The 21,388-nt window shown below is 66.9% G+C and carries 20 protein-coding genes and 2 pseudogenes; 13 read left to right on the top strand and 9 right to left on the bottom strand.

Annotated features, from left to right (window positions below):
• Window positions 1-4: 4 nt before the first annotated feature.
• The gene (locus KXD97_RS30125; RefSeq protein WP_260754662.1) at window positions 5-643 is read right to left on the bottom strand and encodes a response regulator transcription factor; all 639 of its coding nucleotides are present in this window, start codon (window positions 641-643) and stop codon (window positions 5-7) included.
• Window positions 631-1,971: a sensor histidine kinase gene (locus KXD97_RS30120; RefSeq protein ID WP_260754661.1), complete on the bottom strand. Its 1,341-nt coding sequence runs from the start codon at window positions 1,969-1,971 to the stop codon at window positions 631-633. Before KXD97_RS30120 ends, KXD97_RS30125 begins: the two co-directional genes overlap by 13 nt.
• A gap of 120 nt (window positions 1,972-2,091) precedes the next feature.
• Here KXD97_RS30120 and KXD97_RS30115 point away from each other — a divergent pair, with 120 nt between their 5' ends.
• Genes KXD97_RS30115 through KXD97_RS30105 form a run of 3 tightly spaced genes read left to right on the top strand, consistent with a single transcriptional unit; the run spans window position 2,092 to window position 4,832 of the window.
• Complete coding sequence (locus KXD97_RS30115; protein WP_260754660.1) at window positions 2,092-3,210, top strand: TDT family transporter; 1,119 nt, start codon at window positions 2,092-2,094, stop codon at window positions 3,208-3,210.
• 46 nt (window positions 3,211-3,256) lie between these two features.
• Window positions 3,257-4,138, top strand: a complete 882-nt coding sequence (locus KXD97_RS30110; RefSeq protein WP_260758222.1) for an LLM class flavin-dependent oxidoreductase — start codon at window positions 3,257-3,259, stop codon at window positions 4,136-4,138.
• A gap of 22 nt (window positions 4,139-4,160) precedes the next feature.
• Window positions 4,161-4,832: a DUF899 domain-containing protein gene (locus KXD97_RS30105; protein WP_260754659.1), complete on the top strand. Its 672-nt coding sequence runs from the start codon at window positions 4,161-4,163 to the stop codon at window positions 4,830-4,832.
• Window positions 4,833-4,942: 110 nt separating this feature from the next.
• Here KXD97_RS30105 and KXD97_RS30100 read toward each other — a convergent pair whose 3' ends face one another.
• The 3 genes from KXD97_RS30100 to KXD97_RS30090 all read right to left on the bottom strand — a co-directional run bounded on the left by KXD97_RS30100 (window position 4,943) and on the right by KXD97_RS30090 (window position 8,116).
• Window positions 4,943-6,058: an acyl-CoA dehydrogenase family protein gene (locus KXD97_RS30100; protein ID WP_260754658.1), complete on the bottom strand. Its 1,116-nt coding sequence runs from the start codon at window positions 6,056-6,058 to the stop codon at window positions 4,943-4,945.
• Window positions 6,059-6,066: 8 nt separating this feature from the next.
• Complete coding sequence (locus KXD97_RS30095; protein WP_260754657.1) at window positions 6,067-7,224, bottom strand: acyl-CoA dehydrogenase family protein; 1,158 nt, start codon at window positions 7,222-7,224, stop codon at window positions 6,067-6,069.
• 82 nt (window positions 7,225-7,306) lie between these two features.
• A complete protein-coding gene (locus KXD97_RS30090; protein ID WP_260754656.1) occupies window positions 7,307-8,116 on the bottom strand; it encodes a DUF1460 domain-containing protein in 810 nt (269 codons plus the stop codon).
• Between the two features lie 108 nt (window positions 8,117-8,224).
• Here KXD97_RS30090 and KXD97_RS30085 point away from each other — a divergent pair, with 108 nt between their 5' ends.
• The 10 genes and pseudogenes from KXD97_RS30085 to KXD97_RS30040 all read left to right on the top strand — a co-directional run bounded on the left by KXD97_RS30085 (window position 8,225) and on the right by KXD97_RS30040 (window position 18,742).
• The gene (locus tag KXD97_RS30085; RefSeq protein WP_260754655.1) at window positions 8,225-9,178 is read left to right on the top strand and encodes a lytic transglycosylase domain-containing protein; all 954 of its coding nucleotides are present in this window, start codon (window positions 8,225-8,227) and stop codon (window positions 9,176-9,178) included.
• Between the two features lie 262 nt (window positions 9,179-9,440).
• A complete protein-coding gene (locus KXD97_RS30080; RefSeq protein ID WP_260754654.1) occupies window positions 9,441-10,241 on the top strand; it encodes a peptidoglycan-binding protein in 801 nt (266 codons plus the stop codon).
• A gap of 47 nt (window positions 10,242-10,288) precedes the next feature.
• Window positions 10,289-12,799, top strand: coding sequence for a hypothetical protein (locus KXD97_RS30075; RefSeq protein ID WP_260758221.1), 2,511 nt, complete (start codon window positions 10,289-10,291; stop codon window positions 12,797-12,799).
• Window positions 12,800-12,948: 149 nt separating this feature from the next.
• A complete protein-coding gene (locus tag KXD97_RS30070; protein WP_260754653.1) occupies window positions 12,949-14,550 on the top strand; it encodes a hypothetical protein in 1,602 nt (533 codons plus the stop codon).
• 90 nt (window positions 14,551-14,640) lie between these two features.
• Window positions 14,641-14,907, top strand: a complete 267-nt coding sequence (locus KXD97_RS30065) for a hypothetical protein (protein ID WP_260754652.1) — start codon at window positions 14,641-14,643, stop codon at window positions 14,905-14,907.
• A gap of 61 nt (window positions 14,908-14,968) precedes the next feature.
• On the top strand, window positions 14,969-15,601 hold the full coding sequence (locus KXD97_RS30060; RefSeq protein ID WP_260754651.1) for a GIY-YIG nuclease family protein: 633 nt from the start codon (window positions 14,969-14,971) through the stop codon (window positions 15,599-15,601).
• A gap of 57 nt (window positions 15,602-15,658) precedes the next feature.
• Window positions 15,659-16,321: a pyridoxamine 5'-phosphate oxidase family protein gene (locus KXD97_RS30055; RefSeq protein WP_260754650.1), complete on the top strand. Its 663-nt coding sequence runs from the start codon at window positions 15,659-15,661 to the stop codon at window positions 16,319-16,321.
• Window positions 16,322-16,623: 302 nt separating this feature from the next.
• On the top strand, window positions 16,624-17,385 hold the full coding sequence (xerC, locus tag KXD97_RS30050; protein WP_260754649.1) for a tyrosine recombinase XerC: 762 nt from the start codon (window positions 16,624-16,626) through the stop codon (window positions 17,383-17,385).
• Between the two features lie 26 nt (window positions 17,386-17,411).
• Window positions 17,412-18,285 (top strand): annotated as a pseudogene (locus KXD97_RS30045) (IS5 family transposase).
• Window positions 18,251-18,742 carry a tyrosine-type recombinase/integrase gene (locus KXD97_RS30040; protein ID WP_313901392.1) on the top strand — a complete coding sequence of 164 codons (492 nt, stop codon included), beginning with the start codon at window positions 18,251-18,253 and terminating at the stop codon, window positions 18,740-18,742. Before KXD97_RS30045 ends, KXD97_RS30040 begins: the two are co-directional and overlap by 35 nt.
• A 61-nt stretch (window positions 18,743-18,803) precedes the next feature.
• Here KXD97_RS30040 and KXD97_RS30035 read toward each other — a convergent pair.
• The 4 genes and pseudogenes from KXD97_RS30035 to KXD97_RS30020 all read right to left on the bottom strand — a co-directional run bounded on the left by KXD97_RS30035 (window position 18,804) and on the right by KXD97_RS30020 (window position 21,301).
• Window positions 18,804-19,677, bottom strand: a pseudogene (locus tag KXD97_RS30035) (IS5 family transposase).
• Between the two features lie 102 nt (window positions 19,678-19,779).
• Complete coding sequence (locus tag KXD97_RS30030) at window positions 19,780-20,172, bottom strand: hypothetical protein (protein ID WP_260754648.1); 393 nt, start codon at window positions 20,170-20,172, stop codon at window positions 19,780-19,782.
• A complete protein-coding gene (locus KXD97_RS30025) occupies window positions 20,172-20,504 on the bottom strand; it encodes a hypothetical protein (RefSeq protein ID WP_260754647.1) in 333 nt (110 codons plus the stop codon). The genes KXD97_RS30030 and KXD97_RS30025 overlap by 1 nt, the downstream gene beginning before the upstream one ends.
• A gap of 221 nt (window positions 20,505-20,725) precedes the next feature.
• Window positions 20,726-21,301, bottom strand: a complete 576-nt coding sequence (locus tag KXD97_RS30020) for a DUF6431 domain-containing protein (RefSeq protein ID WP_260751629.1) — start codon at window positions 21,299-21,301, stop codon at window positions 20,726-20,728.
• Window positions 21,302-21,388: the final 87 nt, after the last annotated feature.

Below are 21,388 nucleotides of genomic sequence, written 5' to 3'. Positions count from 1 at the left end.
CGCTTCAGGATTCGAGGTAGCGCAGCACGGCGAGCACGCGGCGGTTCTCGTCGGGCGCGAGGTTCAGCTTGGCGAAGATCGACGCGATGTGCTTCTCGGCCGAACCCACCGAGATGTGCAGGGCGGCGGCGATCGCGGCGTTGGTCCTGCCTTCCGCCATCAGTTGCAGCACGTCGTGCTCGCGGGGCGTCAGCGCGTCGAGTGCGTTGCGGCGATGGGACCGGACCAGGATCTGGGAGACCACTTCGGGGTCGAGCACCGTGCCGCCCGACCCGACGACCTCGACGGCGTCCAGGAACGCCGGGACGTCGGCCACCCGGTCCTTGAGCAGATACCCGAATCCGCGGGTGTCCGAGGCGATCAGGTCGGCCGCGTAGCGTTCCTCGACGTAGTGCGACAGCACCAGCACCGGCGATTCCGGATTCTGGCTGCGCAGCAAGGCCGCGGCCCGGATGCCCTCGTCGGTGAAGGTGGGTGGCATCCGGACGTCGAGGATGGCCAGGTCTGGTCGCTGTTCGTTGACCAGGCGCAGCAGGTTGGTCGCGTCGGGCACGCCGGCGACGACCTCGTGCCCGGCGTCGGTGAGGATCCGTTCGATACCGGCCCGCAGCAGGGCCGAGTCCTCGGCGATCACGATCCGCATGGCAGCACCGCGGAGATGATCGTGGGTCCGGTGGGCTGACTGGCCACCGAGAAACTCCCCTGAGCCGCACGCACCCGTTCGTCGAGTCCGCGCAAGCCGGTGGCTTCCGTGTCGTCGTCGTCTTCGACGATGCGCGCCCCGCCGTGTCCGTCGTCGAACACGGTGACGTGCAACTGATTCGCCGCTTCGTCGAGACGGACGGTGACCGCGGCGGCCGACGCCCCGGCATGCCGGCTGACGTTGGTCAGCCCCTCGGCGACGACGAAGTACGCGCATGCCTCCACCTCGTCGGGCAGCCGTCGCGGCAGGTGCACGCTCAAAGTGGTGGGCACCCCGGAGTTGGTCGCCCGCTGTACCACCGCCGACAGCGCGGCGTCCAGGCCGCGGTCGGCCAGGATGGTCGGGGCGATCCCGCGGACCACGTTGCGCAGCTCTACCAGGGCGCTCTTGGCGTCGTCGTGCGCCTCGGCGATCAGCGCCTTGGCGGCAGGCAGGTCGGAGTCGAGTTTGGTCTGGGCCAGCCCTATCGTCATCGCCAGCGACACCAGCCGCGGCTGCACGCTGTCGTGCAGGTCGCGTTCGATGCGGTGCCGCTCGGTCTGCGCCGACGTGACCGCTCCCTGCCGGGCGTCGGCCAGCGCGCTGACCTTGTGCTGCAGTGCGGCGGTCGGTGACGGCGCCAGCAGCCAGCGGTCGATCACCGCGTCCAGGGTCGGGGCGAAGATCACCAGCGCCACCGCGGCGGCCAGTGCGACCACAGCCAGCAGCCACGCCACCGGGATGGGCAGGAACGCCAGACCGGCCTCGGGGTCGCTGTGCCCGACGGCGATGGCGAGGGCAGGAGCCAGGAACGCGAACACCGCCAGACCCAGCGCGATGGCGGTGACGAGCGCGTCGTAGATCATGCGCAGGTAGTGATGCGCGGCTGCCTTCCAGAACCAGGCGCTGCTGACGTCGAGCCAGAGCTGGTGGGCCCAGCGCTGGAATCCGGTGTACTGGGACAGGCGGCGCGCCGGGACGGCGATGCCCATGCCGAACACCGCTTCGCTGCGTACCCGCTCGACGTGATCGATGCCCCGGATCAGGTAAACGAACACGATGCCGGCCAGCACGGCACCGACGATGCTGGGGATCGACGATATGCCGATTACCAAGATCGCCAATGGAATCCAGAACCACACGGCGGCCAGCGCGCCGCCGGTGAGCAGCGATGCGCTCGCGGCGACGCTGAGCGTGCGGTGCTGCGGCGGCGGCACGGTCGCCGGTCCGTCGGGGGTGAACACCGGAACCCGGTCGGTGACAGCATCGGTGTCGGTGACTGCGGTCATGCCTCAAACCTAGGGATGGGGCCGCCGCGGCGACACAGCGTTTTCCCGAGAATGCTCCGGGGGATAACCCCACCCCCAGCCCGGCATTCTCCGCACGGTCGCGGTGACCATACTGACCCCATGACGAACCCGCCGCCGACGATCCTCGGCTACCTGGGGCCGAACTGGTTCGCGTCGGTGATGGGCACCGGCATCGTGGCGACCGCGGGCGCGTCACTGCCGGTGCAGATTCCGGGCCTGCGCGCATTCGCCTTGGTGGTCTGGGTGCTCTCGGCGCTGTGGCTGCTCGTGCTGATCTTCGCGACGTTCGCCCACTGGCTGCGCAACCCTGCGGTGGCCCGCAGCCACGTGCGCAACCCGCAGATGGCCCACTTCTACGGCGCGGCCCCGATGGCGCTGCTGACCGTCGGCTCCGGCGCGCTACTGGTGGGCCGGGATCTGATCGGGGAGCAGGCCGCGGTCGACGTGGCCTGGGTGTTGTGGACGGCAGGCACCCTTGGCGGTTTGTACACCGCGATGACCATCCCGTATCTGATGTTCACCCAGTACCGGGTGGAACCCGACGCGGCGTTCGGCGGCTGGCTGATGCCGGTCGTGCCGCCGATGGTGTCGGCGGCCACCGGCGGCCTGCTGCTGCCGCACATGGCCGAGGGGCCCGGCCGGGCCACCATGCTGTACGGCAGTTACGCGATGTTCGGGCTGTCGCTGGTCGCCTCGCTGATCATCATCACCATGGTGTGGAGCCGCCTCGCGCACTACGGCACCTCGGGCACGGCGCGGGTGCCCACGTTGTGGATCGTGCTGGGCCCGCTGGGTCAGTCCATCACGGTGGCAGGGCTTCTCGGTGCTGATGCGGCACTGGCCGTCGATCAACGGCTCGCCGACGGGATGAGCGTCTTCGCCGTGCTCTACGGCGTCCCGGTGTGGGGTTTCGCCGTGCTGTGGATCGGCCTCGCGACCGCGTTGACGGTGCGCACGCTGCGCCGCGGGATGCCGTTCGCGTTGACGTGGTGGAGTCTGACGTTCCCGGTCGGCACCTTTGTGACCGGCACCAGTCAGCTCGCCTTCCACACCGCGCTTCCGGCGTTCCGGTACGCGGCCGCGGTCGCGTACGTCGGGTTGCTGTGCACCTGGTTGCTGGTCGCGGTGCGCACAGTGCGCGGCGGAGTGCGCCTGTTCGCCCCGCCGGCCGCTGATCCGATCCGCGCCCACAAGGACCCGCCGGCCACGGCGCGCTGACAGCCCCCGGACCGGCCGTGCCAGAATCGCCTGCGTGCGTATCGGGATGACGATGCCGGTGATGGAGCCCGACCTCGACCGTGCGTCGTTGAGGTCGTGGGCGCAGCTGGTCGACGACGGGCCGTTCTCGTCGCTGTGCTGGGGTGAGCGGATCGCGTTCGACAATCCCGAGAGCCTGACCCTGCTCGGTGCGCTGGCGGCCTGGACGGACCGGGTCCGGTTGGTGACGACGGTGGTCATCCCGCAACTGCACGACCCCGTGATGCTGGCCAAGCAGCTGGCGACCGGAGACATGCTGTGTGAGGGCCGGTTGACCGTCGGTATCGGCGTGGGCGGGCGTCACGAGGATTACCGCGCCGTCGGGGCCGACCCCGCCACGCAGACGATGCGGGAGATGGCCGAGCGGGTGGCGGTCATGAAGCGGGTGTGGGCGGGGGAGAAGGTCACCGACTCGACGCTGCCGGTGGGTCCGCCGCCGGCGCAGCCCGGTGGGCCGGTGCTCCACGTCGGGACGCTCGGTCCCAAAACGGTGCGCTCCGCCGCGACGTGGGCGGACGGGTTGGCCGGCACGACGCTGGACTTGGACCTGGGCAAGCAGAATGAGCTGTTCGAGGTGGCGCGCCAGGCATGGCAGGGTGCCGGCAAGGCGAAACCGCATCTGGCGACGTCATTCTGGTTCGCCCTCGGTGACGGTGACGCACCCCGCGAACAGGTCCACCGCCACCTGCTGCGGTACATGAACTGGATCCCGGCCGAGTTCGTCGACGCGATGGCGCCGACCACCGGATTCGCCGGGACCGCCGAGGAACTCCACGACGTGCTGACCGGATTCGCCGAGATCGGCACCGACGAAGTGCATCTGATCCCCACCAGTTCGGACCTCGACCAGGTCCGCCGGGCAGCTGAGGTGATCGCCGACTTCGCCTGACCCGCGGTGGCAAGCTTTGAGCATGGAAACCACCGCCCTACCGCCGATCGTGTCGCGAGACGAATGGGAGCAGGCACGCGCCGAGCTGCTCGCCCGCGAGAAGGAGCTGACCCGTCTCAAAGACGCCGTCAGCGCCGCGCGGCGGCGCCTGCCGATGGTGCTCGTCGACAGCCCCTACCTCTTCGACACCGAGGCGGGCCCGTTGACGCTGCTGGATCTTTTCGACGGGCGGCGACAGCTGATCGTGCAGCACTACATGTTCGGATCGGACTGGGACGCAGGATGTTCCGGCTGCGCGATGATGGCCGACCACCTCGGCCCGCTGTCGCACCTGCACGCCAAGGACACGTCACTGGTGCTGGTGTCGCGGGCCCCGGTCGGCAAGCTGGTCGCGTTCAAGGACCGGATGGGCTGGGACCTGCCCTGGGTGTCCTCGGGCCGCACGAGCTTCAACGAGGATTTCCGCACCACCGTCGACGGCGAAGAGCGCCACTCCATCAGCGTGTTCCTCCGGGACGGCGATCGGGTGTTCCACACCTGGCAGACCTTCGATCGCGGCGAGGAGCCGTTCATGGTGGTTTTCGACCTGCTCGACCTCACGCCGTACGGGCGCCAAGAGGACTGGGAGGACTCACCGCCGGGCTGGCCGCAGCAGCCGACCTATGAATGGATCCGTCTGCACGACGAATACTGATGTGTTCGAGTCGCGACGTGACCCATTTCCAGGGCTTGTCTCAGTGCCCGGGCTCGACGCAGCGCTGACGAACTATTTCACCGGCCCGACCAACGGGTCCGGATCTGGTTCTAGACGGTGACGATCTCGTAGTCGCCGAGCTGACCGATCAGCACGTGCAGCTGGTCCTGCGTGGAGCCCAGGGTGTGCGAGATCGCGGTCAGCCGCGCCGCGTAGTGGCTGATCGGGTACTCGGCCGTCACGCCGATGCCGCCGTGCAACTGGATCGACTCCTGGGCGATGTGGCGCCCCGAGCGGCCGATCTGCAGCTTGGCGCGTGCCGCGATCGTCGGGTCCAGGTTGCCGTCGGCAACGGACATGTTCGCGTAGAACGTCATGCTGCGCGCCAGCTCAAGCGACACGTACATGTCGGCGGCCCGCTGGGTCAACGTCTGGAACTTGCTCAGCGTGACACCGAATTGCTTGCGCGCAGTGAGGTATTCGCTCGTCAGCCGCAGCGCCTCCTCCATCGCGCCGAGCGCCTCGGCGCACAGGCCGGCCGAGATCCGCACCAGGGCACGGCTGATCGCCTCGGAGGCGTCCACTGCCTCTCCCAGCGGTTCTGCGGCCACGGAGTCGAAGTCGACCTGAGCTCCGCGCTGACCGTCGAACGTGCGGTACGGCGTGCGCTTGGCCTGATCGTTGCCGGCGGTGTCGACGAGAAACAGGCCGGTGCCCCCGTCGGGCAGTGCGGCGCTGACCACCAGCGTGTCCGCGCAGTCACCGGCCAGCACCGGGTTCTTGCTGCCGCTCACCGTCCACGAATCACCCTGTCGGGCAGCCGTTGTCGAGACCTTTGCGGTGGGCAGGCGCATCCCCGGTTCCAGGTGGGCGAAGGCCAGCATCCGTTCGCCGCCGGCCACCTCGTCGAGAAGCGCCCGCTGCCCTTCGGTGCCGACCTCGGCGATCAGTGCGCCGGGTCCCAGCGCGGCGTGCAGCACCGGTTCCGGTGCCAGCCGGCGGCCGATCTCGGTGAGAACGACCAGCACCTCGATCTGTCCGCCCGCATCCTCGTCGAATCCCAGCCCGAGGACGCCGACCTCGGCCAGCTGTTTCCACACGTCGCGGCTCCAGCCGGGATCGGTGTCCACGGTCTTGAGGCGGCTCTCCGGGTCGTAGGTCCGTGAGAGCATCTCGCGGGTGGTGTCGCGCAGCAGGACCTGCTCTTCACTGAATTGGAAATCCATGTCTTAGCTCACAATCCGAGAATGGTCGACGCGATGATGGTGCGCTGGACCTCGTTGCTTCCGCCGTAGATCGAGGTCTTGCGGTAGTTCAGGTAGCGCGGTGCGGCGTCCTGCGCCCAGTCGGCCGATGCGATGCCGTGGCTTCCGAACGGCAGCGCGTCTGCGCCGGCGACCTCGACCAGCAGTTCGGTGGCGGTCTGCTGCAACTCGCTGGCCCGCAACTTGAGCACCGACGAGGCGGGGTTGGGTTTGCCGCCCTGCGAGCTCGACGCGACCCTCATCTGCGTCAGTTCCAGTGCCAGGACGTCGTTCTCGGTCTCGGCCAGACGGGCTGCGAACAGCGGGTCGTCGATCAGGCCGTTGGCCTTCGCGCGTTCCTTGACCTCGGAGAGCCGCAGTTTCGTGCGGCCGATCTGTGTGATCCCGGTGCGCTCGTTGCCCAGCAGGAACTTCGCGTACGACCACCCCTGGTTCTCCTCGCCCACGAGCTGATCGGCGGGTACCCGGACGTCTTCGAAGAACACCTCGTTGACCTCGTAGCTGCCGTCGATCAGCTTGATCGGCCGCAGCGTGACGCCGGGGGTGTTCATGTCGATGAGCAGGAAGGAGATGCCCGCCTGCTTCTTCGGCGCGTTCGGGTCGGTGCGCACCAGGCAGAAGATCCAGTCGGCGTACTGGCCGAGCGTGGTCCAGGTCTTCTGACCGTTGACCACGTAGCTGTCCCCGTCACGCAGCGCGGTGGTCCGCAGCGACGCGAGGTCCGAGCCGGCCTCCGGCTCCGAGAAGCCCTGACACCACCAGATGTCGACGGCGGCGGTGGGGGGCAGGAAGCGCTCCTTGAGCTCCTGGCTGCCGAACTCGGCGATCACCGGGCCGACCATCTTGGCGTTGAACGTCAGCGGCTCCGGCACGCTTGCCAGCTGCATCTCGTCGAGCCAGATCTGGTGCTGGATCGGCGTCCAGTCCTTGCCGCCCCACTCCACGGGCCAGTTCGGCACCATCAGCCCGTGGTCGTTGAGGATTTTGTTGGCCGTGACGACGTCGTCGCGGTTGGCTTCGGTGGCGGTGCGGGTCCGCTCGCGGATCTCCGCCGGGATCTTGGTGCGGTAGAAGGTGCGAAGCTCGTCGCGGAAGGCGGCTTCCTCGGGCGTCAGCGCCAGCTGCATGTTGCGGACTCCTGGTTCATCGGTGTACCAACCGCCAGACTAACCACTTGGTTGGGCCGCGAACACACGGGCACGCCAACCGTCACAGGATCGGGCGCAACACCACGATCCCGGGGACGGTCTGGAGGTACACCGACAGTGGTGTGTCGATGACCGCGTCGTCGCCCGGCAGCGAGGACGCGTTGCGGAAGACCGGTCCGTCCGGCGCCTGGACGAGGATCCCGACATGGGTGACGTCCAGGCCGCCGTCCTCGGCGTAGGCGCCGATGTAGTCGCCGCCGCGCAGACCGGCGATGACGCCGTCGGTCACCAGATCGCTGGGGATATAGGTGACGGTGCGCGGGACCACCGGCAGGCCCGGCAGATAGACCCCGCCGGAGTCCTTGCGGTTCAGCTGCTTGGCCGCGCGCACCGCGTCGTCGCTGAGGGAGGCCGTGACATCGGTGGCGATCGCCGGCGCGGACGCCGACCAATCGGTGAAGAAGTGTCTGCGGTTCTCGAACGACATCACACCGCCCTTGTAGCGGACGTGGGTGAGCCCGGCGAGGAACTCGTCGCGGTCGTGTGCCCGTTTGAAGGCCTCGACGTAGTCGGCGTAGGTGAAGCAATCGACCCGCTCCAGGTTCACCACGAGCTCTTCGGGTTCGCTCGCCGAACCGATGAGAGTGTTTGCGCCGTAGGGTGTTCCGAGGAAGCGAGCGGAGATCAGGCTGGGATCGGAGGTGTCGGCGGCCAGCATCGACTCCAGGATCTGCGCGCTGGCGGGGGAGATGTCGGCCGCCGGTGCGGCGTGCGTGCCCGCAGGGGGAGCCAGAATGCCGATCACGGCCGAGATCAGCGCGGCCAGCGTCAGCCGCGCCGCGCGACGGTTCGGTGTTGCTGAGCTCGGCACCGCATCTCCTCCCCGAGGTACTCCGGCCACTGTACGGGCCGCGATCGGTCAGACTGGTCGGAAGCGATCGCGCGATCCGGGAGGCGACATGAGCTGTGGTGAGGGGCGATGACCACCCGTGCCGGGGTGGTCCTCGCTGCAGCCGCGGCCGTCGCGCTGGTCAGCGGCGCGGTGTATGCGGCGACACCCACCCGGGATCCGGCGCACCGCACGGAGGTCGTGCAGGGGGCCCCGCCGGCACCCCCGGCCCCGCCGGCGCCACCGGCACCACCGCCGCAGGCTGGGGCGCAGCCGCGGCTGGCGACCGACCCGGTGCGACTGGTCGGCGACCTCGTCGACGACGAACTCGCGTTGCGCGATCCGTCGTCGCCCGAAGACGTGCTGCTCGCCGCCGCTCGGCGCCAGCAGGTGGCGTACCGGGTGCTGGGGCGCCACCCGGAGTGGGACGCCGTGGTGCGGCCGCGGGTGCCCGCGCACCTGGTCGACGCGTACGACCGCAACGTCGACGCGCGCAGGCAACTGACCGCGATGGGCAACGGGCGGGGCAGGCCGACCTTGCCGGCCTGGCGGATCAAGGCCCCCGCGCCGGCCCAGGAACTGCTCAGGTACTACCGCGAGTCCGAGGCCGCGTCCGGGGTGGCGTGGAACTACCTGGCGGCCATCAATCTGGTGGAGACCGCATTCGGGCGAATCGCCGGAGTCAGCACCGCGAACGCGCAAGGGCCGATGCAGTTCCTGCCGTCGACGTTCGCGACCTACGGTGCGGGCGGCGACATCGCCGCCGACCGCGACAGCATCATGGCCGCCGGCCGGTTTCTGGCCGCCCACGGCTTCGCGCGTGACCGTGATGCCGCGCTGTACCGGTACAACAATTCGAACCGCTACGTGCGCGCGGTGACGCACTACGCGACGGTGATCGGCACAGATCCCGGCGCGTTCAAGGGCTATTACCGCTGGGACGTCTACTACCTCAGCAGTGCGGGTGACGTGGTGCTGCCCGTCGGCTACGCGGCCACCGAGCCGATCCCTGTCGACAGATATCTGGCCGACCACCCGCAGTAGGGTGGCACCCGACCAGGGGCAGGCTGGCGTCCAGCAAACCTTGACCGTTGCACTACGCGGCTTCGGCTACCTGACATCCGGGGATCATCGCGCCCGGCTTGGTGGCTGAGCTAATTAGGCGAGCGTGGTTGTCGCAGATGGGCGAAATTTTCTGGCCATCCTGCAAGTGAATTCGGAACTTTCGGGGTACCCGGTCGCTCACCAGAGCAATGTGCAGCGTGTGCGGGCAGCAACGCCACCCAGTCGAAAGGACCAAAAGCTGATGACCGCGGAAGGACTGTCTCACGACGAACTCCTCGCCGAGAGCGCCATCGCGCTCCCCGACAAGGAGGTCGTCTCGATTCTCGATTTGAACGCCGATGTCGACGTCGCGATCGACGCCGCCTCCCCGATCGACCTTGCGGCCGCGGCGAACCTGAATGTGGCGGCGCCGATCGACGCCGCGGCAGGGGCGAACGTGCTGACCTACGGGTCCGGCAGCCAGGCGGTGGTGGATCAGGGCACGTCGATCGAGCAGATGCTCGACGCCGATGCCTACGCCACCTCGACCCAGGTGAGCGGCATCGACCAGGGCGGCATGGATACCGACAACGACGTGGACGGCACCGACGGCACGGATGGCACCGGCGGCACGGATGGCACCGGCGGCACGGGTGGCGCCGATGGCACCGACGACGGGACCGGGGCCGTCGTCGACACCAGTCCCGGCGCTCTGCTCGACGGCAACCTGCTCAACGTCAACGTCAACGTCGACCTGGATTCCGACCTCGCGGCCCCGATCAGCGGCGCCGTCGCGGCCAACGCGAACGTGGCCGCGCCGATCAACGCCGGTGTGTCGGCCAACATCGGTTCCATCGACTCGGATGCGATCTCCGTCGCCGAACAGGACGCGATCATCAAGCAGACCGTCATCGGTGAGGCCGTGGCTCAGGCCGATCAGGACTCCACGATCAGCCAGGGCGACGGTGACGCCGGCGGCACCACCTCCGATGTCGGCTCCGCGGGTGACAGCGGGTCGGCCGGTGACTCCGGATCCTCCGACGGCGGCCCCACCGCGGGCTGATCAGCCGACCTTCCAGGCCTTCCAGGGGGAGTACGACCGTGACCACCATGGGTGTCGAGCCCACGCATGCTCACCTGCGGCGCGCTGACGGAGTCGATTTGATCGGAGCGATGCCAGGCTCCGGTTATCGGGTGCCGCCGGCGCTGGTGCGTCGCGGTGACGGCCAGACGGTGCAGCTCACCCCGTTGCTGTACGCCATCATCAGCGAGATCGACGGGCAGAAGACCGCCGCGGAGGTGGCCGCGGCGGTCAGCGCGTCCACCGGCCGCACCGTCTCCGAGGACAACATCACCCACCTGGTCGACAAGCAGCTGCGGCCGCTCGGGTTGGTGACGCTGCCCGACGGTACGCAGCCCGTGACCAAGAAGCGAAACCCCTTGTTGGGTCTGCGTTTCCGCTATGCGGTTACCGATGCCGAGCGCACCCGCAGGCTCACCGATCCGTTCCGGGTGCTGTTCCGGCCGTGGGTGGTGTTGCCCGCGCTGGCGGCGTTCGCGGCGGTCTGCTGGTGGGTTTTCTTCGAGAAGGGCCTGGCGTCGGCGGCCCACGACGCGTTCCAGCGGCCGGGCCTGCTGATCCTCGTCTTCGTCGTCACCATCGTCTCGGCCGGTTTCCACGAATTCGGTCACGCGGCGGCCGCCCGCTACGGCGGGGCCACGCCCGGGGTGATGGGCTTCGGTGTGTACCTGGTCTGGCCCGCGTTCTACACCGACGTGACCGACTCCTACCGCCTCGGCAGGGCAGGACGGTTACGGACCGATCTGGGCGGGCTGTATTTCAACGCACTGGTGGCCATCGCGATCACCGGGCTGTGGCTGTGGCTGCGCTACGACGCACTGCTGCTCGTGGTCGCCACGCAGATCCTGCAGATGCTGCGCCAGCTCGCGCCTCTGGTGCGATTCGACGGCTACCACGTGCTGGCCGACCTGACCGGGGTGCCCGACCTGTATTCGCGCATCAAGCCGACACTGCTCGGTGCACTGCCGTGGCGCTGGGGTGACCCGCAGGCCCGCCAGCTCAAGGCATGGGCGCGCATCGTCGTCACGCTGTGGGTGCTCGTGGTCGTTCCGCTGCTGCTGGCCACGGTGGCGATCGCGGTGTGGGCGCTGCCCAGACTGCTCGGGTCGGCGTGGGCGAGCCTGGTCACCCAGCGCGACGTGTTCGTCACGGCGTGGGCCGACGGAGACATCGTGCAACTCGTGGCCCGCGTGCTGGCGATGATCGCGATCGTGATCCCGGTGGCCGGAATCCTGTACATGCTGGCCCGTCTCGTGCGTCGCACCGTCGCCGGTACCTGGCAGGCCACCGCGGGCAAACCTCTGCTGCGGATGCTCGCGCTGGTCGCCGGAGTCGGCGTGCTCTGTGGCGTCGCGTACGCCTGGTGGCCGGGCGAACAGAGATACCGGCCGATTCAGCCGTGGGAACGCGGAACCATCGGGGACATCGTCTATGCGTTGCAGACCGACCGCATTCCGCAAGGGGCGCAACGCGATTCCGCCGCCGCGACAGGTGCGGCGCACCGGCTCGTCAGCGGTCAGCGGGGCGTCATGAACGTCGTGTGGGACACCCGCACGGCGATGCCCACCCAGGATTCGCCGCAACTGGCACTCGTGTTGAGGCCGCGGACGTCCCCGCCGGTGATGAACGGCGGCAGCGGAAGTGGCGGCGGGGCCGGTACGGCCGCCGTGCTCGGATCCACCGACACCACGGACGGCTGGGTGTTTCCGGTCGATAAGCCGCTCGCCCCGGAACCCGGCGATACACAGGCGCTGGCGGTCAATACCACCGACGGCACCACGGTCTACGAAGCCGCATTCGCGATGGTCTGGGTCACCGACAACACCGACGCGATGAACGTCAACGAGGCGCAGGCCTACGCATCGTGCAATTCGTGCGCCGCCGTCGCGGTGGCCTACCAGGTGGTGTTCGTCGTCGACAGCGACGACGGCGACGACAACGTCGCCGCCCCCCAGAACCTGGCCGGCGCCCTCAACTACGAATGCGTCAACTGCTTGACCTATGCGCTGGCCCGACAGCTCTTCATCACCCTCGACGAGCCGTTGTCGAAAGACGCGATGGACGACCTCGACGCGGTGTGGGCCGAGGTCGCGCACTTCGCCAAGGAGATCGAGGCCGGCACTGTGCCACCCGAAGAGATCGAGACTCGGCTGGAGGCGTACACCCAGCAGATCATGGGCGTCGTGCAGACCGCCGCGCCCACCGCGTTGCCGCAGCAGACCGCTTCCTCGACGGCGCCGACCACGCCCACCTCCACCAGCGTGACGACGACCACAAGCGCTCCCGCGACCACGACGCCCTCCACCACGCCGCCTGCGACGACCGCCCCCACGACGACTGCGCCTGCCACGACCGCGCCGCAGACGACTTCGGCGGTGGCACCGTCGACCTCCGCCGCGCCGACGACGGTGAGCAGTGAGGCGACAGAGCCGACCGGCGAGACCTCAGCGGCGGACACGGGTGAATCGTCCTCGGCCACGGAAGCCGGCAGCGCTGACCACTCGACGTCGAGTACGTCCGGCAGCGAGACCGGCCAATGAACAGGGCCCGGGCAGCGGGGATCACCTGACGGGCCACGATCTGTGCGCTGGCCGACGCTGAGAAGAATCAGCCCTGCGGATCCGCTGAAACCGGTATGTCAGCGCCGGTTCAGCGCGAGAATTCATGTCATCTCGTGCAGGGGGTGGCCATGGATTTGGCATTTCGGTCCACACTCAAACTGGCGGTCGCGGTGGTCGGCGCGAGCAGCATCGCGCTGGCGCCCGGCGTCGCCCCCCTGCCCGACCTGTGGCACCCGCAGAATCAGAACTTCGCCGCGCAGTACACGGTTCCGCAACAGACCTCGCTGACGCTGCGTGCCCCCGACCTGCAACTGGCGGCGGCGGTGGAGGCGCTGCTTCTGGATCCCACCCCCACCCTCGTGCCGACGCCGGGGCTCGTCGCGCTCGCCAACGCGATCGACAACGCCTACAACGTGATCGAGCCGTGGGTTCGGTACGGATTCGAGGTCGCCTCCGACGTGGTCGCCTGGATCCCGTGGGTCGGGATCTTCGCCAACCAGATCATGGTCGTCTACAACTTCGTCGAGTCACTGATCAACAGCGGGGTGTTCAACACCACCGATTGGCTGAGGGGCCAGGGATCGGCACTCAAGAATGTCGCCGACTGGGTCGTCGATCTCGGCCTCGCAGTGGTCTGGCTGGGAATCGACGAGGTGGGTGCGTGGATTCCATTGCCGCCGATCGGTTTCTACCCACCGAGACCTCCGGCGGCTGACCTTCCGGAAGGATTTCTGGGCAACGCCGTGGTCGGAGCGTCGCATCTGCTGGCTGATGTGTCCAACGCCATCTGGGACATCTGGGAACCGATCCGTGGCGGCATCGACTGGGCAGTCGGCGTAGCAAGCGATGTGCTGGACGCGGTCTCCTGGATTCCGTTCGTTCCGTTGATCAACTTCGAAGTGACCGAGGGCTGGGATCTGATCGCCGGTGGCATCGACGCGCTCACGGGATTCGCACACGACATGATCGACGCCGGCGATCAGTTCGTCACCGACACCCTGCAAGGTGACGGTTTGATCGCCGCAATCGTCAACGCTTTCGACAACACCGTTTTGTCCATCGCCACCCGCACCGGCGAGGCATGGCAGGCGTTCGTTGATTGGGTGGACGCCCAGATCAGTTTATTCCTCAATCCGTTCGGCACGACCGGTACCACCACCGAGGAGACGCCGCAGCCATCGGAGGGACCGGCGGACGAGTCGGACGAACAACAAAGCTCGGCCCGCAGCATGTCTCCGGTCGAGCCCACCGTGACCGGCGCCCCAGCGCGGCGGTTGACGGTCGAGGGCACGGACGGCGCGGCCGTCGTCGAAGAGGGGGCGGCTGAGGAAAACGGAGCCGATCCGCTGCAGGCGTCGGGTGCGGACCCGACCGGGCAAGCACCGGGCCCGGCCGAGCAAGCAACGGGTGCGGACAGCCAGGCACCGGTCGTCGGCGATGACGAGGTGGTCACGCTCGGACCGTCCGATTCGGCCGACGGCATCCCGGAAGACGCCGAGGGAGAAGCGCCGGACGACGTCCTCGGCGGCGCGCTGGAAGACACCGACGATCCCGAGGCGAGCGAGGCGTCGATCGGCGATGCCGACGACGCGCTGGAAACCGCAGAAACCGAAGGGGACAGCGAAACAGGAGAAGCCGACGACACCGACGGCGCCCCATCTGCCACAGACAACTCGGGTGGCGTGTCGGGCGACGCGCAGACGTCGAGTGGCGCGCAGGAGGCCGCCTAGGCCAGTCGCGGCACGTTGGATCCGGCGGGGCTCAGTCCTACGATTGAGGACACGCACGGGGTCGGGGATCAGGTCAAGGGAGGCCCTACGATGCGAACCAGACTGATCGTTGCCGGGGCGGCGCTGTCACCGCTGGCTTCGCTGGTCCTGCTGTCACCGGCGCTCGCCCGTGCGGCGGAGTGCGGCGTCGGGACGGTGTACGACCCCGCCACGAACACGTGCGTCGTCGCGCCGGTTCCTCCACCGCCGCCCCCGCCCCCTCCACCGCCGCCGCCATGGAACGGTGACCCGACGCCAGGATTCTCCATCGGCATCTGCGCGCCGATTCCGTTCGTATCGATCTGCACCGGGATCTGAGCGGGCTTCGGGGGCGGCTTCGGGGGAACGCGCCGGCCCGCCCAGCGGATACCCTGGGCCGATGGCCGAGTCGATATCCGCGAAGCGCACTGCCGATGCTGTGGCGAAATTCGTTGCAGCGCAACGCTTCACGCGGGAAGAGGTGTTGGGCGAACCGAGCCCGGTGCCTGCGGAGGCGGGTGTGCACGGCTGGTGGTTCAAGACGATCCCGGGCGACATCGACGTGTCGGGATGCGAACAGCGGGACGGCTGGACGCTGCTGTATGTGGGCATCTCCTCCGGGCCGCCCCGGCCGGACGGCAACCCGCGGGCGCCACAAGATCTCCGCAAGCGCATCCGGTACCACTTCGGTGCCGGCAATGCCAGCGCCGACGGGTCCACGCTGCGCAAGTCGCTCGGCGTGCTGCTCGGCGGTGAGCTCGGGTTCGCGCTGCGCCGGATCGGGTCGGGCAAGCGCATGACGTTCGCCGGTGGCGAGAGCGTCCTGACACAGTGGATGGCCGAGAACGCCGCGGTGTCGTGGGTGCTGCACCCCGAGCCCTGGCACCTCGAACGCAAGCTGCTCGGTGCGCTCGATCTGCCGCTGAACTTCCAGGACAACGAGCGCAACGCGTTCGCACCCGAGCTCAAGAGGCTGCGCCGGGAGGCCGCCGTCAAAGCCGGAAAGATGCGCGTGCTCGCGGAATGGTCGTAGCTTCTCGCGCACGGAAACGCCGCGCGCCCGCACGCCGGAGGTGCGAGGCTTGCTGCCATGCCTCCGCCCTCGACCCGGATTTCCCGCCTCGCCGAGAAACAGCGCGCGTCTCGCGCGGAGCTGAACGCGCTGCTCGACGCCACCCCGCTGGCGACGATAGCTCTGGTGCGTGACGGCCATCCGGTGGCTTTCCCCACCGGATTCGCCCGCGTCGAGGACTCGGTGGTGATCCATGGCTCCACCGGGTCGCCGTGGATGCGCGCCGTCGCCGACGGGGCCGCGGTGGCGGTGTCGGTGACGACGCTGGACGCAGTAGTGGTGGCGCGCAGCGCGTTCGAGTCGTCGTTCCACTACCGCAGCGCGGTGCTGTTCGGGACGTTCGAGGTGGTCGATGCCGAGCAGAAGGTCGCAGACCTGGAAGCACTGACCGACACCTTCATCCCGGGGCGGGTGGCCGAGCTGCGCCCCAGCAGCCGCAAGGAACTGGCCGCCACCATGGTGTTGCGGCTCGCGATCGCTGACGGCAACTGGTCGCTGAAGGTGAGCGACGGCTGGCCCGACGACCCCGAGGAGGACATCGCCGCGGGCGCCTGGGCCGGCGTGGTGCCGGTGAGCACCGGCTACGGAGAGCCCCGGCGCGCCCCCGACTGCCCCGCGGACGTGCCGATGCCGCAGTCGGTGCTGGCGATGACAGGCGAAGCGATCCGTCGCAGGCCTTAGGTGTCGCCGGTCACGGGTCGGACGGAATCAGCGGAGGATGTGTCGCACGTTCGGGAGAATCCCGGTGTCACCTGGGCGAATGGAGTGCCCCCGGCAGGATTCGAATCTGTCGGCACGCTCGGAGCAAACACGCGTTTGACCAGCTAAAATGACTGTCTCACAACGGATTACGGGCAAACCGCCAACCACAGCAAGCAACAACGAGACACACCAAATCACAACGTCAGGGGGTAGATAGGGGGTAGGATGTAGCAACAGACGAGGTCACGCGCATGGGCCGCAGTTTTCGGAAAGGTGAAATCGTGAATCGCCGCAACTGGGGGAAGATCAAAAAGCAGCCGACGAAAAAGCCGACATATCAGGCATCATTCATCGGCCCAGACGGACAGCGGCACTACGCACCAACCACGTTCACGTCGAAATCGTTCGCTGAAGGATGGCTGTCAAACGAACAGATCGGCGTCGAGATGGCGACTGTCAGCGGACAGCGTTGGAAGCCGCCAGCCGAACGCGCGAACGAGAAAAAAGCCGAAGTGATCCGACTCTCGCAGTACGGCAAAACCGTAATCGATCAACGCAAGCTCAGCGCCCGAACGCGGATCGAGTACGAAGCGAAATGGTCACAACTGATCGAGCCGAAACTAGGAAACGTCGCGGTACGTGAGCTGACGCCAACTGCGGTGCGCGCATGGTTTTCCGGTTTGGGCGATGAGCACCCAACGCGAAACGGACACGCGTACGGAATCTTGAGCATGATTTGCAACACCGCTGTCAGGGATGGATTGCTAGAACGCAACCCGTGTCAGATCGTCGGTGCGTCGAATCCAAAGCCGAAAAAGGTGGTCAAAATCCCGACCACGGTCGAACTGCATGCCATCGCTGACAAGCTCGCAGCCGATGAGCGCACAGCGAAATTTGCGGCATTGGTGCTTCTAGCCGGTTGGTGTGGCATGCGATTTGGCGAAGTGTCAGAACTTCGCCGCAAGGATTTTGACGACAACTGCGAAGTTGTCACGCTGAGCCGCAGCGTCACGCATCGTCTAGGGCGTGTCTGCTTAATGTGAACGATGTTGTGCCTGATGCTGTTTAAGTGTTACGGACTGATGTGATTTCTGATGACTTGTGGTCGGTGATTGAGCCGGTACTGCCTTCGGGTCGACGGCGCGGGCGGCCGTGGAACGATCATCGGGTGACGCTGGAAGGAATTATCTGGCGTTACCGGACTGGATCTCCGTGGCGCGATCTGCCCGCGCAGTTCGGCGCCTGGCAGTCGGTGGCTGAACGTCACCTGCGGTGGTCCACCGACGGCACCTACGCGCAGATCTTCGCAGCGATCTCCCGTGACATCGATGTCGATGACGCTGACGCTGAGCTGGTCGAACTGCTGCTGGCGGTGGATTCGACCAGCGTGCGTGTACATCAGCATGCCGCTGGTGCCCGCCCTGGTCGCCACACAGGGGGATCTGTCGAATTACAACAAACACCCCGATGAGCCCGATGACCATGCCATCGGCCGTTCACGCGGCGGGCTGACAACGAAGATCCACGCGCTGGCCGATCAACGCTGCAGCGCGGTCACCATGGCACTGTCGCCGGGGCAAGCCGGCGACAACCCGATGCTGTGGCCACTGCTGACTGCCCATCAGGGCCCAAAGTTTCGGCTACTCGCCGATAAGGCGTACTCCCATGACTCGACCCGAGCCCGACTGCGCCAGCTCAAAATCGCCCACACCATTCCCGAGCGCAGCGACCAGATCGCCCGCCGAAAGAGCCGGGGAAGCAAAGGCGGACGGCCACCGGCGTTCTCCGGGCGAATCTATAAGCACCGCAACACCGTCGAGCGATCCTTCAACCGCTTCAAGCACTGGCGAGGTATCGCCACCCGATACGACAAATACGCGCTGAGCTACCTCGGGGGCGTCACCCTAGCTGCGATCATCATCTATCACCGCGTCCGCAATTAACAGACACTACCTAGACGACGACGGCTCACGGTGCCGTATCAAAGTCGGAACCAAGAACGACGAACAGCGCACGGTGACGATTCCGCCGCATATCCGCGATGCCGTGAAAGCGCATCTTGCGCAGCATGTCGGCAAGAGTCCCGATGCTCTGCTGTTCGCGCCTGTACGCGGCGGCTGTCATCTCAATGACCGGGTTTTCAACAAAGACGTGTTTCAGAAAGCCGCGCAGGCGGTTGGGCGGGAGGATGATCTGAGCGCGCACGATCTGCGTCGTTTCGCCGGTACTCAGAACGCGTCCGTTTCGACGCTGGCCGAAAACATGGCTCGCCTCGGTCATAAAACGGTGCAAGCTGCGATGCGCTATCAGCACAGCGTCTCAGGCCGCGATGCGGAGATTGCAGCGGCTCTGAGCGTCAACGCGTTGGCAAAACTTGAGGATGCCAAACCGCAGGGTTGAGAGAGTCCCGCCAGGCAGGTAGCCGCTCGCGCAGTTGGAGTGGCGGTCTAGGTAGTGTCTGTTAATTGCGGACGCGGTGATAGATGATGATCGCAGCTAGGGTGACGCCCCCGAGGTAGCTCAGCGCGTATTTGTCGTATCGGGTGGCGATACCTCGCCAGTGCTTGAAGCGGTTGAAGGATCGCTCGACGGTGTTGCGGTGCTTATAGATTCGCCCGGAGAACGCCGGTGGCCGTCCGCCTTTGCTTCCCCGGCTCTTTCGGCGGGCGATCTGGTCGCTGCGCTCGGGAATGGTGTGGGCGATTTTGAGCTGGCGCAGTCGGGCTCGGGTCGAGTCATGGGAGTACGCCTTATCGGCGAGTAGCCGAAACTTTGGGCCCTGATGGGCAGTCAGCAGTGGCCACAGCATCGGGTTGTCGCCGGCTTGCCCCGGCGACAGTGCCATGGTGACCGCGCTGCAGCGTTGATCGGCCAGCGCGTGGATCTTCGTTGTCAGCCCGCCGCGTGAACGGCCGATGGCATGGTCATCGGGCTCATCGGGGTGTTTGTTGTAATTCGACAGATCCCCCTGTGTGGCGACCAGGGCGGGCACCAGCGGCATGCTGATGTACACGCACGCTGGTCGAATCCACCGCCAGCAGCAGTTCGACCAGCTCAGCGTCAGCGTCATCGACATCGATGTCACGGGAGATCGCTGCGAAGATCTGCGCGTAGGTGCCGTCGGTGGACCACCGCAGGTGACGTTCAGCCACCGACTGCCAGGCGCCGAACTGCGCGGGCAGATCGCGCCACGGAGATCCAGTCCGGTAACGCCAGATAATTCCTTCCAGCGTCACCCGATGATCGTTCCACGGCCGCCCGCGCCGTCGACCCGAAGGCAGTACCGGCTCAATCACCGACCACAAGTCATCAGAAATCACATCAGTCCGTAACACTTAAACAGCATCAGGCACAACATCGTTCACATTAAGCAGACACGCCCTAGACGGCCCTTTGCCCGAATCGAGTGAAAAGGCTTTTGACACGGCGGAACTCTCTCAAGTCTTCTTTTTCTTCCTCCGCAAGATGTTGATTGCCTCGCGGCGTGCTGACGCTTCGTCAAACGGTTTCGGCGACCAGGGCGGGATGCCCATCAATTTCAGCCGATTCAGCCGCGCGTTGTGCTCACGCGCCAGACTGACATGGCGATCAATGATGATTCTGTTCAGCGGGCCAGAAACGAGCCTCTGCTCAGCTTGGTAATCGGAAATTTCGTTGACCGCAACCACACCCGCCACGGCGGTTGTTGTGACCGCGCCGACGCCGATTGCAACTTTCGCGTTTCGAGATAGACGGCTTCGGTTGTGCAGCTTTCGACGTTTCCGCGCTGACGCCGCTTGCGCCTTTTCTAGCGCTGCGCGTCTGGCAGGAGTCATCCGGTAGGCGGCCATCAGACTGCTTTCGCCAAGATTTCGTAGTGATGCAACCGACCGCTTTGATAGTGCGGTTCTACGATGCCTTCAACAATCAGAGTCGTGAACTGCCGCCACGACAGAGTCAACAGGCCCGTTGCGGGCATCGGCGGAAGTACGAACGCGAACGGACTCAGAAACACGCGCAGCCGTGAGCTAACTTTTCCGCCTGCCGGATCGAACGTTGTCGCAGAATCGAGAAACGTCACGATGCCCGGCACGTCGCCCTGAAACGCGACAACGGTGGTCTGAGTCCCGCCGACGAATCGCTTTTCTCTCAGCGTCACGTTTACGGAGTCGTTGAAAATCACTGCGCCATCTTTCGATAGCGATGCAACACGAACCGCTCGGCGAGTGTTGGCCGTCGCTCAGGATGCAGACGATGGCGTCACTGTGGATGCAGACGTGATTTCGGGGGTCGGTCTGCATTGTGACGGGGTAATCGTCGCGGCGACGCGGTGGTCGTCATGGTGACGACTGTCGGCAGGCATGGTGATGACGCCCCCGGCGGCAGCGCGGGGACGTCGGAGGGTCAGCCGGGTGGCGCCAGAAGGCGGCCGCGGGTGTACATCCCGATCAGGGTCCACGGCGGCTCACCGAGGGCGTAGCGGCGGCGGTCCCAGTAGGCCGCTGCCGACAACAGCGACAGCGCGTGGTGCAACATGTTCCCTCGGTAGCGCAGCGCGGTGAACGTGTCGGGGTCCAGGGCGAGCAGCTGCTCGGTCCCGTCGCGTGCGAGACGGTCCAGGTGCTCTGGCGGTAGTCGGCGAAGCCAGCGGCGCACGGTGGACACCGGCCGCCCCATGGTCGCCGCGATACGCCGGTGTCCGAGTCCATTTGCTTTGTGCAGCAATGCTGTTCCAATCACTGCGGTGGTGTCGGCATGGCGTGGCTGCAGAGCGGCGGGCATCACGATATGCGTTGACGAGCAGGACCGGCATCGCGTGCGGCGGGGGCGCACCGTGATCGTGGTCCCGTCGTGATCGCGCACGGAGCGCCGCCTGCCGTAGCCCCAAGAAGTCAGCTGGCCGTCGCGGCACCGCGGGCAGCGGAGTTCGCCGGCGGCGAGCAGTTTCTCGGCCAGTTCGCCGGTGCGCGCGACGATCACCGCAGAGCCAGTCCATGATCCACCAGCCTTACCTATCACCCGGGAACCGGGATAGGGGTCAGTTCGTGTTGGGCGACCGCAGAATCG

The sequence above is a fragment of the Mycobacterium sp. SMC-8 genome (assembly GCF_025263565.1).
In the GTDB taxonomy this organism is placed as follows: Bacteria; Actinomycetota; Actinomycetes; order Mycobacteriales; family Mycobacteriaceae; genus Mycobacterium.
Note: the sequence above shows the minus strand (reverse complement) of the source record. Positions and strands in the feature narration are given on the sequence as shown.